This window comes from Nocardioides taihuensis (assembly GCF_042657275.1).
Taxonomy (GTDB): Bacteria; Actinomycetota; Actinomycetes; order Propionibacteriales; family Nocardioidaceae; genus Nocardioides; species Nocardioides taihuensis.
Window position 1 is genome coordinate 198,557 of the sequence record NZ_JBHSKD010000002.1, and the last position, 14,199, is coordinate 212,755.

16 protein-coding genes are annotated in these 14,199 nt (G+C 73.5%); 8 read left to right on the forward strand and 8 right to left on the reverse strand.

Annotated elements, in window-relative coordinates:
- Together ACFPGP_RS00970 and ACFPGP_RS00975 are read right to left on the reverse strand one after the other, a co-directional pair.
- Window positions 1-2,424: an FtsX-like permease family protein gene (locus tag ACFPGP_RS00970; protein ID WP_378585636.1), complete on the reverse strand. Its 2,424-nt coding sequence runs from the start codon at window positions 2,422-2,424 to the stop codon at window positions 1-3.
- Between the two features lie 4 nt (window positions 2,425-2,428).
- Entirely contained in the window at window positions 2,429-3,178 is a 750-nt protein-coding gene (locus ACFPGP_RS00975; RefSeq protein WP_378585639.1) for an ABC transporter ATP-binding protein, read from the reverse strand.
- A gap of 166 nt (window positions 3,179-3,344) precedes the next feature.
- Here ACFPGP_RS00975 and ACFPGP_RS00980 point away from each other — a divergent pair, with 166 nt between their 5' ends.
- From ACFPGP_RS00980 to ACFPGP_RS00990, 3 genes are read left to right on the forward strand one after another with little or no spacing between them, the layout of a single operon-like run.
- A complete protein-coding gene (locus ACFPGP_RS00980; protein ID WP_378585641.1) occupies window positions 3,345-3,662 on the forward strand; it encodes an STAS domain-containing protein in 318 nt (105 codons plus the stop codon).
- Between the two features lie 5 nt (window positions 3,663-3,667).
- Window positions 3,668-5,317, forward strand: a complete 1,650-nt coding sequence (locus tag ACFPGP_RS00985; protein ID WP_378585644.1) for a PP2C family protein-serine/threonine phosphatase — start codon at window positions 3,668-3,670, stop codon at window positions 5,315-5,317.
- Window positions 5,314-5,691, forward strand: a complete 378-nt coding sequence (locus ACFPGP_RS00990) for an ATP-binding protein (RefSeq protein ID WP_378585647.1) — start codon at window positions 5,314-5,316, stop codon at window positions 5,689-5,691. Before ACFPGP_RS00985 ends, ACFPGP_RS00990 begins: the two co-directional genes overlap by 4 nt.
- Window positions 5,692-5,697: 6 nt before the next feature.
- On the opposite strand, the gene ACFPGP_RS00995 is transcribed toward ACFPGP_RS00990, so the two are convergent.
- Complete coding sequence (locus tag ACFPGP_RS00995; RefSeq protein WP_378585649.1) at window positions 5,698-6,060, reverse strand: YciI family protein; 363 nt, start codon at window positions 6,058-6,060, stop codon at window positions 5,698-5,700.
- A gap of 206 nt (window positions 6,061-6,266) precedes the next feature.
- Here ACFPGP_RS00995 and ACFPGP_RS01000 point away from each other — a divergent pair, with 206 nt between their 5' ends.
- Genes ACFPGP_RS01000 through ACFPGP_RS01010 form a run of 3 tightly spaced genes read left to right on the forward strand, consistent with a single transcriptional unit; the run spans window position 6,267 to window position 8,531 of the window.
- Window positions 6,267-6,992 carry a calcium-binding protein gene (locus ACFPGP_RS01000; protein ID WP_378585652.1) on the forward strand — a complete coding sequence of 242 codons (726 nt, stop codon included), beginning with the start codon at window positions 6,267-6,269 and terminating at the stop codon, window positions 6,990-6,992.
- 28 nt (window positions 6,993-7,020) lie between these two features.
- Window positions 7,021-7,752: a VOC family protein gene (locus ACFPGP_RS01005; RefSeq protein ID WP_378585654.1), complete on the forward strand. Its 732-nt coding sequence runs from the start codon at window positions 7,021-7,023 to the stop codon at window positions 7,750-7,752.
- Between the two features lie 32 nt (window positions 7,753-7,784).
- A complete protein-coding gene (locus ACFPGP_RS01010; RefSeq protein ID WP_378585657.1) occupies window positions 7,785-8,531 on the forward strand; it encodes an SDR family NAD(P)-dependent oxidoreductase in 747 nt (248 codons plus the stop codon).
- Window positions 8,532-8,550: 19 nt separating this feature from the next.
- On the opposite strand, the gene ACFPGP_RS01015 is transcribed toward ACFPGP_RS01010, so the two are convergent.
- Entirely contained in the window at window positions 8,551-8,709 is a 159-nt protein-coding gene (locus ACFPGP_RS01015; protein WP_378585659.1) for a hypothetical protein, read from the reverse strand.
- A 96-nt stretch (window positions 8,710-8,805) separates the two neighbouring features.
- On the opposite strand from ACFPGP_RS01015, the gene ACFPGP_RS01020 reads away from it, so the two are divergent.
- Window positions 8,806-10,533, forward strand: coding sequence for an aminotransferase class V-fold PLP-dependent enzyme (locus ACFPGP_RS01020; RefSeq protein ID WP_378585661.1), 1,728 nt, complete (start codon window positions 8,806-8,808; stop codon window positions 10,531-10,533).
- On the opposite strand, the gene ACFPGP_RS01025 is transcribed toward ACFPGP_RS01020, so the two are convergent.
- Window positions 10,530-11,237, reverse strand: coding sequence for a PIG-L deacetylase family protein (locus ACFPGP_RS01025; protein ID WP_378585664.1), 708 nt, complete (start codon window positions 11,235-11,237; stop codon window positions 10,530-10,532). The two genes, ACFPGP_RS01020 and ACFPGP_RS01025, sit on opposite strands and share 4 nt — an antisense overlap.
- Window positions 11,238-11,248: 11 nt before the next feature.
- Window positions 11,249-11,479: a YgaP-like transmembrane domain gene (locus ACFPGP_RS01030; RefSeq protein WP_378585667.1), complete on the reverse strand. Its 231-nt coding sequence runs from the start codon at window positions 11,477-11,479 to the stop codon at window positions 11,249-11,251.
- A gap of 338 nt (window positions 11,480-11,817) precedes the next feature.
- Between ACFPGP_RS01030 and ctlX the strand changes: the two genes are divergently transcribed.
- Window positions 11,818-12,843, forward strand: coding sequence for a citrulline utilization hydrolase CtlX (ctlX, locus tag ACFPGP_RS01035; RefSeq protein WP_378585670.1), 1,026 nt, complete (start codon window positions 11,818-11,820; stop codon window positions 12,841-12,843).
- A gap of 33 nt (window positions 12,844-12,876) precedes the next feature.
- On the opposite strand, the gene ACFPGP_RS01040 is transcribed toward ctlX, so the two are convergent.
- Window positions 12,877-13,122 carry a putative antibiotic biosynthesis monooxygenase gene (locus ACFPGP_RS01040; protein ID WP_378585672.1) on the reverse strand — a complete coding sequence of 82 codons (246 nt, stop codon included), beginning with the start codon at window positions 13,120-13,122 and terminating at the stop codon, window positions 12,877-12,879.
- A 137-nt stretch (window positions 13,123-13,259) separates the two neighbouring features.
- Window positions 13,260-14,198: an NAD(P)/FAD-dependent oxidoreductase gene (locus tag ACFPGP_RS01045; RefSeq protein ID WP_378585675.1), complete on the reverse strand. Its 939-nt coding sequence runs from the start codon at window positions 14,196-14,198 to the stop codon at window positions 13,260-13,262.
- Between the last annotated feature and the right edge of the window lies 1 nt (window position 14,199).

Genomic DNA, 14,199 nt, shown 5'->3' on the forward strand with positions numbered 1-14,199 from the left:
TCACTCGACCACGCGGAGCGCGGCGGGGATGTCCATCCGGCGCTCCCGGCGTACGCCGAGCAGGGGCGCGAGCCCGACCACGAGGACGCCGAGCACGAAGGTGGTGACCACGGTGGTCGCGGAGAGCGTGGGCTCGACGGCCAGGTCGGGCATCACCTGGTCGAAGCCGGAGACGATGTAGCTCAGCCCGGCGAAGCCGCCGACGATGCCGAGCAGGGTCCCGAGCACGCCGATCAGGGCGTTCTCCACGACCGCCATCGTCATCACCACGCGGGGCGGCAGGCCGAAGGCGAACATCGTCGCGTGCTCGCGTGTGCGCTCGTCGGCGCTGATGCTGGCGGTGTTGAAGGCGATCAGCAGCGCGAGCAGGAGGGTGGCCACCTCGATGACGCGGAGGATGCCGGTGAACTCCTCCAGGGCGTTGTCCAGCGCGTCCGCCAGGCTCGAGGCGGACTCGATGGCGGTGACGCCCGGCAGCTCGAACAGGTCGCGGCGCAGCTGGTCGACGTCGCCGGAGGGGACGACGACCACCTGGTTGGCGGTGCCCGCCAGACCGAAGAGCGCTGCGCCGTCGGCGTCGAGGTAGGCGAAGGTGCGCCAGGGGTTGGGGTGCAGGGCGCGCACCGGCACCTGGCTGGTGACGAGCCGGAGGCCCCCGTCCACACGCACGAGGTGGCGTACGGCGATCGAGTCGCCGGGTGCGACGCCGAGGTCGTCGGCGGCCTTCTCGGACAGCACGAGCCCGTCGGCCGGGCCTCGTTCGTCGAGCAGCGACGGGGTCCAGACGTCGTTGTCGAAGTCGAGGACCTGCACGAAGGCGTCCAGCTCGCCGGCGTCGGTGCTGAACGTCGCCGGTACGCCGAGCTGGGGCTCGGAGTCGGCGACCCCGGGGGTGTCGGCGACGGCGCGTGGCAGCGCGGAGCCGACCGGGTGGAAGGTGTCCAGGGTGACCAGCAGCCGGTCGGGGTTGCTGCGGGAGACCTCGGCAGCGTTGGCGCCGCCGGCGGCGCTGAAGGTGTCCATCAGCCCGAAGGCCGCGACGAGCGAGGTCACCGCGGCCGCGACTCCGAGGGCGGTGAACGCCGTGCGCCGGCCCGCGCGCAGCACGTTGCGCAGCGACATCGAGACGTAGGTCTTCCCGGGCAGGCGCGCCCGCGTCACCAGCCGCAGCAGGCGGCCACCGGGGCGGGCGGCGCCGTAGGCGCCCGACCTGATCGCGTCCACCGGGGACATCCGGAGGGCCCGCGCGATGGGGAGCACGGCGGCCACCAGCGGGATCAGCAGGCCGAGCAGCGCTGCCTGCGCGAAGCGCCCGGCCTGGAAGGGCGTCTGCCAGACGGGCAGGGGGAGCAGGTCGGTCATGACGCCGGCCATCGCCTGCCCGGTCAGCCAGCCGACGCCGATGCCGGCCACCACCCCGAGCACCGCGATCTGCACGCCCACGAGGAGCGGGCGGACCGCGAGGACGCGCGGTGGCACTCCGAGGGCCATGCCGACCCCGATCTCGCGGCGCTGCGACTCGATCATCCGCGTGACCAGGTTGAAGGCGGCGAACGCCGCCCCGAACAGGATCAGGAACGCGAAGACGTTCCAGGTCTTCTGGTCGTTGTGGGCGTCCTCGTAGAGGGCCCGGCGGACCGGGTCGTCCTCCGCCGTCGTCACGACGCCTCCGTAGGGCGCCACGGCGTCGGCGAGCTGGTCGTCCAGCAGGGCCAGGTCGGCGCCGGGCGCGGCCCGCAGGACCAGGTCGTTCACCTGGCCCGCGTGGCCGGACGCCGCCTGCGCGGGAGCGAGCGGCATGAACACCACCGCGAAGCCCCTCTCGCCGAGCACCATCCCGCTGCGCCCGATGACCTGGAAGTACTCGGGGGTGTAGCCGGTGCCGACGTAGTCCACGGGCTGCTCGGCGCCCAGCAGCAGCCGCCCCTGCGCGGGGAGGTCGTGCCCGGTGGCGAACTTGGACTCGAGCACGGCCACGGGCTGCTGCTCGTCACCGACGCGCAGCCCCCGGCCCTCGGCGACGTAGAGGCTGTCCACCGCGGACGTCCCGGTCGGCATGCCGACCAGCTCGCCGGGGACCAGCAGCTCGTGGGAGCCGGTCGAGGCGTCCACCAGGGTCGGCACGACCAGCCGCTCGACGGCCGCCTCGACGGAGGCGGCGTCGTCGAGGCCGTCCACCGCGGTGAGCAGCGTGCCGTCAGGCACGAAGCCGCCCTCGGGCAGCCGCACCCGCAGGTCGTGCATCCGCAGGCTGCTGTAGCTCGCGTCGTTGGACTGGATCCGCCAGGCGGTGGTGCCGCCGAGGCCGGCGTACACCCCGGTGCCGAGCGCGATCGTCAGCGCCAGGGCGGTCACCAGCAGCCAGCGCCGCCGGAGGTCGCGCCAGGACCACCTGACCCAGAGCCGCACCGACCGCGCGTCCATGGCGCTACCAGTGCAGATCCTCGGTGCGGCTCTTGCCGCCGTGCGGCGGTCCGTCGCTCACGACGTGCCCGCTCGAGAGCTCGATCACCCGGTCGGCGACGCGGGAGATCTCCCGGTTGTGGGTGACGACGAGCACCGTCTTGCCGGCCTCGGCCTGACGCTGCAGCAGCTCAAGGATCTGCACGCCGGTGCGGAAGTCGAGCTCGCCGGTCGGCTCGTCGGCGAGCAGGATGGGGTTGTCGGTCGCCAGGGCGCGGGCGATCGCGACCCGTTGCTGCTCCCCTCCGGAGAGCTGGTGCGGGAAGTGGTCCACGCGGTCACCGAGGCCGACGCGGTCGAGCACCTCGTGCGCGACCTCCGTCGTGCGGGGTCGCCCCGCCACGTCCGCGCCGAACTGCACGTTCTCGGCGGCAGTCAGACCCGGGAACAGGTTGAAGGTCTGGAAGATGAAGCTGACGGTGTGCCGACGCAGCGCGAACTGCTCGCGTCGCGACGCCCGTGTCATGTCCAGCCCGTTGAGCGCCACGCGGCCCTCGGTCGGGACGTCGAGCAGGCCGATCATGTTGAGCAGCGTCGTCTTGCCGCTGCCCGAGGGGCCGAGCACGACGACGAACGCGGTCTCGTCGACGTGCAGGTTGACGTCGGACAGCGCGGTCACCGTGGTGTCGCCGACGACGTAGCGCTTGGCCAGGTCGTCGAGGTCGATGCGTGTGCCCAGCGAGAGGTCGGGCGAGGACGACCTCAGGTGTGACACGGAGACATGCTCGGTCACGTCACCGACGCTGCCACCTCTCGAGCCCCGCCGGCAGAGCCGAACGTCACCACCTTCGGGGACGACGGGGTGTCCACCACGCGCCGCGGACAGACAACGGACGCCCGGGGCGCTACTTTTTCCCCATCATCATCGGGCAGGAGTAGTCGTGGCCACGTTCACAGAGAGCACTCGGGCCGACGGCGGGTGCGTCGTCCGGCTGGAGGGCGAGATCGACCTGGCCGTCGCCGACGAGCTCGCCCGGGTGGTGCTCGGCTGCCTCGACCGGGCCGACGACGTCGAGCTGGACTTCGGCGGGGTCACCTTCATCGACTCCAGCGGCCTCGGGGCACTCGTGCGCGTCCGCAACGAGGCGACCCGTCAGGGCAAGACCCTCTCGCTCGTCGACGTCGGGCGGCCGACCCTGCGACTGCTGGAGATCACGGGACTGCAGGAGGCGTTCGACATCCGCCCGCGCGAGTCGTAGCCCGCATGTCCGAGCCCCGTCACGAAGCTCCGGGGCCGACCCGCGAGCCGGGGTCGGCGCGACCGGTGCGCGTGGTCGCGGCGATCTGCGTCGTGGGGCTCGTGCTCACCGGCCTGGCGACCTGGGCGGTGGCCCGGGTGGACGAGAACACCGAGCAACGCCTCCTCGAGGTGCAGACCCGGCAGGCGGCCGCCGTCCTGTCCACGGCCGTCCTCTCCATCCAGCAGCCGATGGCGGCGGCCCTCGCCGTCGAGGCCGCGGCCGGTCCGGATCGTGGAGGTGCGGCGTTCACCCGGATCTTCGCCCGCAACGTCGGACCCGACCAGCTGTTCGTGTCGGGCGCCCTCTGGCGCCACGAGGGGGCGACGACGACCCGCGTCGCGCAGCTCGGCGTGACGCCGGGCATGGATCCCGGTGGCTCGGAGGTCCAGGAGCTGCTGAGCCGTGCCCTCGCGGCCGAGACCTCGGTCGTGGGCCGGGTCGAGGTCGGCGACCAGCTCCGGATCGTCTACGCACTGGCCGACCCGGACACCGGCTACATCGTCTACGCCGAGCGCGCGATCCCGGCGGACCGGCGGTCACCGGTCGACCGGGATTCCGCGTTCGCCGACCTCCACTACGCGCTCTACCTCGGCCCCAGCACCGAGACCGCGGACCTGACCACCACCGACGTCGACCCCGACAGCCTGCCCCTCGACGGCGACCTCACCGCCCGGGCGTCGGTGCCGTTCGGCGACACCGAGCTGACGCTCGTCACCGCGCCGCGCCACCACCTCGGCAGCCCGCTGAGCGAGCGGCTGCCGGGGATCCTGCTGCTGGCCGGCCTGCTGCTCACCGTCGTCGCGGCCCTGGTGGCGTGGAAGCTGGTGCGGTCGCGACAGCGGGCGGAGAGCGACACCGAGACGATCACCACGCTCTACCAGCGCGTGGACAGCCTGTACGGCGAGCAGCGCGAGCACTTCGTCGGTCTCCAGCGTGCGCTGCTCCCGCAGGTCAACCCGCACATCCCGGGCATCGAGATGGCCTCGCAGTACGTCGCGGCGTCGAAGGGCGTCGACATCGGCGGCGACTGGTACAGCCTGGTGGCCATCGGCGACCAGCAGTTCGCCTTCGTCGTGGGCGACGTGTCGGGCCACGGCATCGACGCCGTCGCCGAGATGGCGCGCGCCCGCTTCACCCTGCGCGCCTACCTCGTCGACGGCGACAGCCCGGAGGACGCCCTCGACAAGTGCTCGCGCCAGTTCGACGTCGCCGACGACGGCCACATCGTCACGGCCCTCGTGGGCGTCGGCAACTGGGGCACGGGGGAGATCGCGGTCGCCAGCGCCGGACACCCGCCCCCGCTGCTCGTGTCCGGCACCGGGACCGACTTCGTGCGCGTGTGCACCGGTCCCCCTCTCGGCGTCGGGTCCGCGTCGTACCGGCCGAGCACCTTCACCCTCGACCACGGCGCCACCCTGATCGCCTTCACCGACGGTCTCGTCGAGCGGCGCACCGAGGACATCGACACCGGCTTCCGCCGTCTGGTCGCCGCCGTCGAGGCGGTCGGCGCGCGGCCGCTCGGGTCGCTCATCGCCGAGGTGCTGGAGACCATGCGCAACGCCGACTCCGCCGACGACGTCGCCGTCCTCGCCCTGCGCAGGACGACCGCATGAGGACCCGGCTCCCGGCAGACCGCCACGCGCCCCGGCTGGCGCGGACCTACGTCCGCAACCACCTGTCGGAGGCCGAGCTGCCCCAGGACCTGCACGTCGAGGACGTCGCGCTGATCGCCAGCGAGCTGGTCACCAACGCGGTCCGGGCCGGAGCGGGGAAGGTCGACCTCGAGGTGACGGCGACCGGCCGTCGCGTCGAGCTCACGGTCGAGGACGACGCCGGTGGGTGGCCCGTCGTGATGTCCGTCGACGAGCACGCCACCACCGGTCGTGGCCTCAGCATGGTCGAGCAGCTCGCCGACGCGCTGACCGTGACCCGTCTTCCCGTGGGCAAGCGGGTCACCGCCTCGTGGGTCGTCACCGCCTCGGCGTAGCGCGGCTCAGGCCAGGCCCTCGAAGGGGCGCACCTCGACCTTGCCCCGGCAGGCCTTCGACCCCTCCGCCGCGAGCCGGATCGCCACGTCGAGGTCGGGCGCGTCGATCACCCAGAACCCGCCGATGACCTCCTTGGTCTCGAGGTAGGGCCCGTCGGTGATGAGCGGGGTGTCGCCGGTGCCGTCGACCACCGTCGCCGAGGACGCGGGCAGGAGCCCGCCGGCGAAGACCCAGTAGCCCTCGGCGTGGAGCTTCTCGTTGAACGCCCCGGTGTCGGCGAAGGCCTGCTCCATCTCCTCGCGGGAGCCGTAGTTGCCGAACTCGTTGCGCTCGACGGGGCCGTGCACGGCCAGCAGGTAGTGCGTCATCCTCAGATCTCCTCGTGTCCCGGGCGGTCCGGTCGACCCCCTCCCACCTCACCACGAACGGGGTGGCGCGGATCCGACACCCCACGGCCCGGGACGTTCCGAGCCGTCAGCACCTGCCGGTCCCGGCAGGACCATCTTCTCTACCGGAGCCGTGCGTGCCGTGGTGCGCTCGTGCTGTCGGATGGTCGAGCGCGAGGAGAGGGACGGTGTCGGACACGGGTGAGCGCCGGACGAGGGCGCGGAGGACGGCGGCAGCCGTCGGGTTGCTCGGGTTGCTCACGGCGGCCGCCGGTGCGGCGTACGCCGACACGATCACCGGGACCAGCGGTGACGACGTCATCCACGGCACAGCGCAGGCCGACACCCTCCGCGGGCGGGGCGGTTCCGACCGCATCGACGGGCGCGCGGGTGACGACCGGCTGCGCGGTGGCACGGGGCGGGACGTGCTCGCCGGGCTGCGCGGCGACGACACGGTGCTCGGTGGGCCCGGGCGCGACAACCTGTCAGGGGGTGGCGGCCACGACCGGCTCGGCGGCGGTCCGGGCAGTGACTACCTCGCGGGGTGGGGCCGTGCCGACCTGCTGCGCGGTCGCGACGGGGACGACGGGCTGACCGGTGGTGCCGGGCCGGATGCCCTCTTCGGCGGCCTCGGCGGTGACTGGATGACCGACTGGGTCGAGACGGAGTTCGGCAACCCTGCGCCCGACGACCGCGACCTGCTCGTGGGTGGCCGCGGCCGCGACGCGTTCGGGGTCAGCGACGGGCGGGACCACGTGCACGGGGGTCGCGCCCCTGACCGGGTGACGACGTCCGACGACGGGGTGAGCGACGTCATCCGGTGCGGCCCCGGCAACGACGTCGTCCGTTACCAGGGACCGAGGGACGACCGCGACGAGCTCATCGGCTGCGAGCGGGTGCGGGTCATCGGCTGAACAGGCACCGGCCCCTAGAGTGCCGCACGTGACCGCCTCGCCGACGCGTGCCCACGCCCACCCGGCCGGGGTCGACCTCGACCACACGGCGTACGCCGTGCACGACGCCCTGGCGTGGGCGCGGCGGCTGCGCAGCGAGCTGGGCGCCGTGCCGGTCGTGGGGGAGACGCTGGCGGAGTTCCGCTACCTCCAGCTCCGGGTGGGCGACGACGAGGGCGGCGCCACGCTCGAGCTGCTCGAGCCCGCGGGCCCGGGCTTCCTGACCCGGTTCCTGGAGCGCCACGGGGAGGGACCGCACCACCTGACCTTCACGGTGCCCGACCTGCGCGAGGCCGTCGGTCGGGTGCGCGACCTCGGGCTGAAGGTCGTGGGGGAGAGCTACGGCGACCCGGTGTGGCAGGAGGCCTTCGTGGTGCCCGACAGCGTGCACGCCACCGTCGTCCAGCTCGCGCAGACCGAGGGCGACCTCCCCGACGAGCCCGGATGGTGGGCGCCGGCCGTCGATGCTCCGCTGGGCGCACCGGCGCGTCTCGGCGCGACCCACCTCGGCTCCACCGACCTCGCCGCCACGCAGCGGCTCTTCGGCGACGCGCTGGGCGCCGGGGTGGAGCCGACGCCCGACGGGCTGGTGCTCCGCTGGCCCAGCGGGTCCGTCGTGGTTCGGCGCAGCGACCGGCCGGGCGTCACCGGCATGGCGCTGGCCGGTGGGCCGCCCGGCGGCGTCGCCATCGGCGCGGCCCGGATCGGGCCGGTGGGTTGACCACGCCCGGCACCCCCGGGACGCTCGGGCCTGTGGAGGACGTCGCGCTCGTCACCGGCGGCAGCCGCGGCATCGGCCGCGCGGTCGTCGAGCGGCTGCGCGCCGACGGGGTCGTCGTGGTGACCTGCGGGCGCAGCGACCGCCCGGACGACCTGCCGCCCGACGTCCACTGGGTCACGGCCGACGTGTCGGACCCGGACGACGCCGCGCGCCTGGCCGCCACGGCCGAGCGGGTGGCGGGGCCGGTCTCGCTGCTGGTCAACAACGCCGGCGTCCAGGTCGTCGCCACCGTCGTCGACAGCACCGACGACGACTGGGACCTCGTGGTGGGCACCAACTGCCGCGGGGTCTTCCAGGTCTGCCGCGCCGTCCTGCCCGCCATGGGCGAGCGTGGGGGCGTGATCGTCAACATCGGTTCGATCTCGGGATCGGTCGCCGACCCGTCGATGGCGCTCTACAACGCCTCCAAGGCGTTCGTGCACGCGCTGACCCGCTCCATCGCCGTCGACCACGGGCCGCGGGTGCGCTGCAACGCCGTACTGCCGGGCTGGATCGCCACCGAGATGGCGGACGACGCCTTCGCCCAGGCCGGTGACCCCACCGCCGCGCGCGACGACGCACTCGCCCGGCACCCCGCCGGGCGCCTCGGCACGGCGGACGACGTCGCCGCCGTGGTGGCCTGGCTCGCCTCACCGGCCGCCGCGTTCGTCACCGGCCAGTGCCTCACGGTCGACGGAGGGCTCACCGCGGCGTCGCCGATGCGGCCCGACCTCTCCTGACGCCGGCTCCGCCGGGAGGTCAGGTCGTCGCGCGGCTCAGGGCCGGCCGCGCCGTCACGACGTACGGCAACGACCCCGGCAGCCTCAGGACGACGGACCCGGAGACCAGGAAGACCAGCACCGGGAAGCCGTCGGACAGCGCCACCCGGACCGGGCGGGGAAACGGTCGCGCGGACATCGGCCATCCGGGTGCCGTGCCCCGATCGACCGGGCCTGAACCCCCCACGGGACCACCCGCAGGGGTGAGCGGGGCGGACGGGCCTACGCTCCTCCCATGGAGGACGTGCTGGTGGCGGAGGGGCTCCCGGAGCCACCTCCCGAGACCCCGTTGCTGCGCCGCATCCGAGAGGGCGTGATCGGGGACGACGAGGTGATGGAGGGGCCCTTCGGCCCCCGGCGGGTGACCTACGCCGACTACACCGCCTCGGGGCGGGCGCTGGGCTTCCTCGAGGACTTCATCCGCGACGAGGTGCTGCCCCGCTACGCCAACACCCACACCGAGTCCAGCGGCACGGGCCTGCAGACCACCCGCCTGCGTGAGGACGCGCGGGCGATCATCCACGACGCCGTGGGTGCTGGCGACGACACCGTCGTGATCTTCGCCGGGTCGGGCTGCACGGGCGCGGTGGACAAGCTGATCGGTGTGCTGGGCCTGCGGATCCCGTCGGGCCTCGAGGACCGCTACCACCTCGTCGACCGGATCCCGGCCGACGAACGGCCCGTCGTCTTCCTCGGCCCCTTCGAGCACCACTCCAACGAGATCCCGTGGCGCGAGTCGATCGCCGACGTCGTGTCGATCCCGGCCGACACCGACGGGCACATCGACCTCGCGGTGCTGGAGGCCGAGCTCGTCCGCCACGCCGACCGCCCGCTCAAGATCGGCAGCTTCTCGGCGGCCAGCAACGTGACCGGCATCCTCAGCGACACCGCGGGCATCTCGACCCTGCTGCACCGCCACGGCGCCCTGTCCTTCTGGGACTTCGCGGCTGCCGGGCCCTACGTGAAGATCGAGATGGACGGCCCCGTCGCCGACGACCCGCTCTGCTACAAGGACGCCGTCTTCCTCTCGCCGCACAAGTTCATCGGCGGACCCTCGACGCCCGGCGTGCTCGTCGTACGACGCGCGCTGCTGACCAACCGCGTGCCGGACGTGCCGGGCGGCGGCACCGTCGCGTACGTGAACCCCGAGGACCACCGCTACCTCACCGACCCCGTGCACCGCGAGGAGGGCGGCACCCCCGCCATCGTGGAGTCGATCCGGGCCGGGTTGGTCTTCCAGCTCAAGGAAGCCGTCGGCATCGACGTGATCCGCGAGCACGAGGAGAGCTACGTGCGCCGGGCCCTGGAGCGCTGGTCGCGCGAGCCGAGCATCGAGATCCTCGGCAACCCGGCGGCCGAGCGGCTCTCGATCGTCTCCTTCGTCGTCCGCGGCCCGAGCGGGCGCTACCTGCACCACAACTACGTGGTCGCGCTGCTCAACGACCTCTTCGGCATCCAGTCGCGCGGCGGCTGCTCGTGCGCCGGCCCCTACGGTCACCGCCTGCTCGGCATCGACCTCGAGCGCTCCCACGAGTTCGAGCGCGAGATCACGCGGGGCTGCGAGGGCATCAAGCCCGGCTGGGTGCGGGTCAGCTTCAACTACTTCACCTCCGAGGCGGTCTTCGCCTACCTCCTCGAGGCCGTCGCGCTCGTGGCGCAGCACGGGTGGCGGCTGCTCGCCAGCTACCGCTTCGACGTCGAGCGCGGCATCTGGGTGCACCGCGACGGCCCCGTCGAGCCGCCTCTGCGGCTGGGCCAGGTCGGCTACGACGACGAGGGCACGATGGTCTACCGGCGTCACCGCCGCACCGCTCCCGAGTCCGCGCTGGCCGAGCACCTCGCCGCGGGCCGGCGCCTCCTCGAGGCGGCCACCCCGCCGGCGGACGACAGCCCCGAGGACGCCGTGTCGCGCGACTTCGAGCACCTGCGGTGGTTCGAGCTCCCGCGGGCCTGCCTGGCCTAGGGTCCGGACCGTCGGCCGTCCGGGGGCCGGAGCCAGCGCAGGTGCTCCGTGTCACCGAGCAGGTCCAGGCGACGCCAGAGGACGCTCGTGGGGATCGCCTGGCTCACGTGGGCGCGGCTGGCCTCGACCTGGCGGTCCCGCGTCACGGCGACCACGACGTCGACCTCGGACGGTGGGTGGCCGACGAACCGGGTCCCGCACTCCTCGTTGAGCTGCTGGGCCACCGTCAGCGGCAGCGTCCAGGCGAGCACCGGCAGCCCGAGCTCGTCGGCGGCCTCGACCGCGGCGCGGGTGGCGGCAGCGTGGTCGGGGTGGCCGGTGACACCGCTCGGGTCGAAGACGACCAGGCCGTCGGCCACGGCCTCGACCGCCGCTCGGACCACCTCCGCGGCGAGCTCGGCGCGTGGCTCGACCGCCAGCTCGCCGTCCGGGTGCTCGCCGAGGGTGGCCGAGGCCAACCCGAGGGTCGCGGCAGCGTCGGACAGCTCGGCCGTGCGCAGGGTGCGCAGGTCGCCGTCGGTCCCGTGCACGGTCGATGCCTCACCCCGGGTGAGGCACAGCAGCGAGACAGAGCAGCCCGTCCGGGCGAACGCGTCGAGCACCGCCCCGAGGCCGAACGACTCGTCGTCGGGGTGCGCGACCACGGCCAGCACCGCCTCCCAGGGAGGCAGGGTGCCGGTGAGGGGGCGAGCCGGCGTCTCCACGTGCGCCGGGATCAGCCGGCGTCCGAGACGCCGAGCCGGCGCAGCAGCAGGGACATCGGGCACCAGCCGACGGCGACCATGAGCAGCTGGTTCGCGCCGACGAGTGCAGGGACGAGCAGGAACCACGGCGAGACGAGGACGCCGAGGACGACGCCGGCGAGGGTCACGAGCCCGGCGACGAGGAACAGGATGCGCTGGACGTGCCACGAGGTCGTCGAGCAGGTCGGGGAGGTGACGGACACGGGTGCTCCTTGGGGGGACTGGTGTCACCATCATACCCCCGGGGGTATTTGGGCACGGCCATCGGGGCTGGTGGTCACCTACGACCTGCAGGTCCGCCGGGGCGGGACGTGGCAGACCGTGGCCAGCGTGCCGAGCACCGACTCCGACACCGACGAGCTCAACGTTCCCGCAGGTCACGGCCGAGCGCCGTACGGATCCGGCTGCCCGCCACGCGGCGCGGCGGCGAGAACCCGCGGCTCGCGGAGATGGAGTCACCCACGAGGGACGTGCCCCGGCCGACGCCCGAGCACCCTCGCGATGCGACGGCTCGGTCGCGGGGTTGCTACATTCGCGGGTCGTGAGTGCCCAGGCCCCTTCCGCTGTCGTCCTCGTCCGCGCCGAGCGTTTCCTGCCCAACCCGGCGACGGCAGCCGACAACGCCTTCCAGTCCGACCTGCCAGCCGGGCAGTCCGACGAGGAGACGGCGCTCAAGGCCCTCGCGGAGATGGACGCCCTCGCCGACGCCCTGCGCGGCGCCGGGGTTCGGGTGCACGTCTTCTCCGACGAGGACCACACCCGGCCCGACAGCGTCTTCCCCAACAACTGGCTCTCGACCCACGCCGGCGGCATGGTCGCGGTCTACCCGATGTACGCCTCCAACCGGCGCCACGAGCGCCGCGCCGACGTGCTCGAGATGCTCAAGTCGGAGTACCGGGTGCAGACGATCGTCGACTACTCCGGCCTCGAGCCCGACGGCATCTTCCTCGAGGGCACCGGCGCGATGGTGCTCGACCACGTCTCGCGGGTGGCGTACGCCGCGCGCAGCCACCGTGCGGACACCCACGTGCTCGAGCGGTTCTGCACCGACTTCGGCTACGAGCCGATGGCCTTCGACGCCGTCGACTCCGACGGCGTGCCGGTCTACCACACCAACGTGATCGGCTGCGTCGGCACGGATGTCGCGCTCTTCGCGCTGGAGATGATCCCCGACAAGCACCGTCGCGAACAGGTGCGCGAGCGGCTGTCGGTCAACGGCCGGACCGTCGTGGAGATCTCCGAGGAGCAGGTGCGCGAGTTCGCCGGCAACGCGGTCGAGCTGTGCGGTCGCACCGCGACCGGCAAGCGCCACTACGTGATGGCGATGTCGGAGCGCGCCCGGCGCAGCCTGCGACCCGACCAGGTGGCGGCCATCGAGGAGTCGTGCTCGATCGTGTCGGTCGAGATCCAGACCATCGAGCTCGCCGGCGGCTCGGTGCGCTGCATGATCGCCGGCGTACACCTCGACCGGCGTCGGGCCACGGAGACCGAGCTCACCGAGGCCGTCGAGGCCATCGACGAGGACCCGCACACCGCCGACGGCCGCGACGTCGCCGCCGAGGGCTGACGTCGCGGCCGCCGTTCTCGACCGGCGTCGGGATCAGCGCGACAGCAGCCGGGCCCGCGCCCGGTGCAGGCGCGGCATCACGCCGTAGATCACGATCGGCACGGCGACGGTGGCCAGCACGAAGGTGCGCGGCACCACGCCCAGGTCGGACAGGTAGGGCCCCAGCGTCAGGTTGAGCAGGGTCAGGGTCGGGAAGACCGCGATCCAGATCATCAGCGCGAGCTGGTGCTTCGTCGGCGGACCGACCGGCCGGATCACGGCAGCGGCGTCGTCGTTCACGGGGTTCTCCTTCGGTGGGGTGGTGTCGAACCGTCACTCAGATCACGCGAACCGTCAGTTGCGGCTCGGCGGTACGACGGAAGTGACGGCTCGACCGATCTGAGTGACGGCTCGACCGATCTGGGTGACGGTTCGGCCTAGAAGGCGGCGAGGGCGAGAGCGGTGTCCTCGTCGACGAGGTCGTTGTTGACGGCGATCGCGGCGGCCGAGCCCTCGCCGGCCGCGGTGACCACCTGGGCGCGGGGGTTCACGGCGTTGCCCGCGGCCCAGACGCCGGGGACGCTGGTCGCGCCCGTCGGGTCGACGGCCACCCAGCCGGTGTCGTGGGTGGCGCAGCCGAGGCCGGTCAGGAGGTCGTCGTGGGGCGTGAAGTCGGGGCGGACGAAGACCGCGGTCCGCGGCACGACCCGGCCGTCCTCGAGCTCGACGCCGCAGATCGCGTCGTCCTCGACCACCAGCCGGGCGACCGGGCCGTCGACGACGCCGATCGCGCGGGCGACCATGGCCTCGCGCTCGGGCCCGGTCAGCTCCGTGCCGTTGCTGAAGTAGACGACGTCGTGCGCCCACTGGCGCACCAGGTGCGCGTGCGCCACGCTCTCGGGCGTCCCGCCCAGGACACCGAGGGGCTGGTCGCGCACCTCGTGGCCGTGGCAGTAGGGGCAGTGCAGCAGGTCACGGCCCCAGCGCTCGCGGACGCCGGGCAGGTCCGGCAGGACGTCGCGCAGGCCCGTGGTGACGACCACGCGGCGGGCCAGCAGCACCCGCCCGTCGTCCAGCCCCACCTCGAAGGCCCGCGGGCGCTCCGGGGTGGCGGCGAGCGGCGCGATGCCGGTGACGGTGCCGGCGACGAGGTGCCCGCCGTACCCGGCGACCTCCTCGCGCCCGGCGGCCAGGAGCTCGGACGGCGGCAGGCCGTCGGAGCCGAGGTAGCCGTGCATGTGCGCGGCCGGCGCGTTGCGCGGGCTGCCGGCGTCGACCACCGCCACCCGGCGGCGGGCCCGGGTCAGCACCAGCGCGGCCGACAGGCCGGCGGCGCCGCCGCCGGCGACCACCACGTCGTACTCATTCTCGTCCATG

Excerpts from the sequence above, each read along its gene's own strand:
- ACFPGP_RS00970 (WP_378585636.1), bottom strand. The coding sequence starts at position 2,424 with ATGGACGCGCGGTCGGTGCGGCTCTGGGTCAGGTGGTCCTGGCGCGAC.
- ACFPGP_RS00985 (WP_378585644.1), top strand. The coding sequence starts at position 3,668 with ATGTCCGAGCCCCGTCACGAAGCTCCGGGGCCGACCCGCGAGCCGGGG.
- ACFPGP_RS00990 (WP_378585647.1), top strand. The coding sequence starts at position 5,314 with ATGAGGACCCGGCTCCCGGCAGACCGCCACGCGCCCCGGCTGGCGCGG.
- ACFPGP_RS00995 (WP_378585649.1), bottom strand. The coding sequence starts at position 6,060 with ATGACGCACTACCTGCTGGCCGTGCACGGCCCCGTCGAGCGCAACGAG.
- ACFPGP_RS01015 (WP_378585659.1), bottom strand. The coding sequence starts at position 8,709 with ATGTCCGCGCGACCGTTTCCCCGCCCGGTCCGGGTGGCGCTGTCCGAC.
- ACFPGP_RS01020 (WP_378585661.1), top strand. The coding sequence starts at position 8,806 with ATGGAGGACGTGCTGGTGGCGGAGGGGCTCCCGGAGCCACCTCCCGAG.
- ACFPGP_RS01045 (WP_378585675.1), bottom strand. The coding sequence starts at position 14,198 with ATGGACGAGAATGAGTACGACGTGGTGGTCGCCGGCGGCGGCGCCGCC.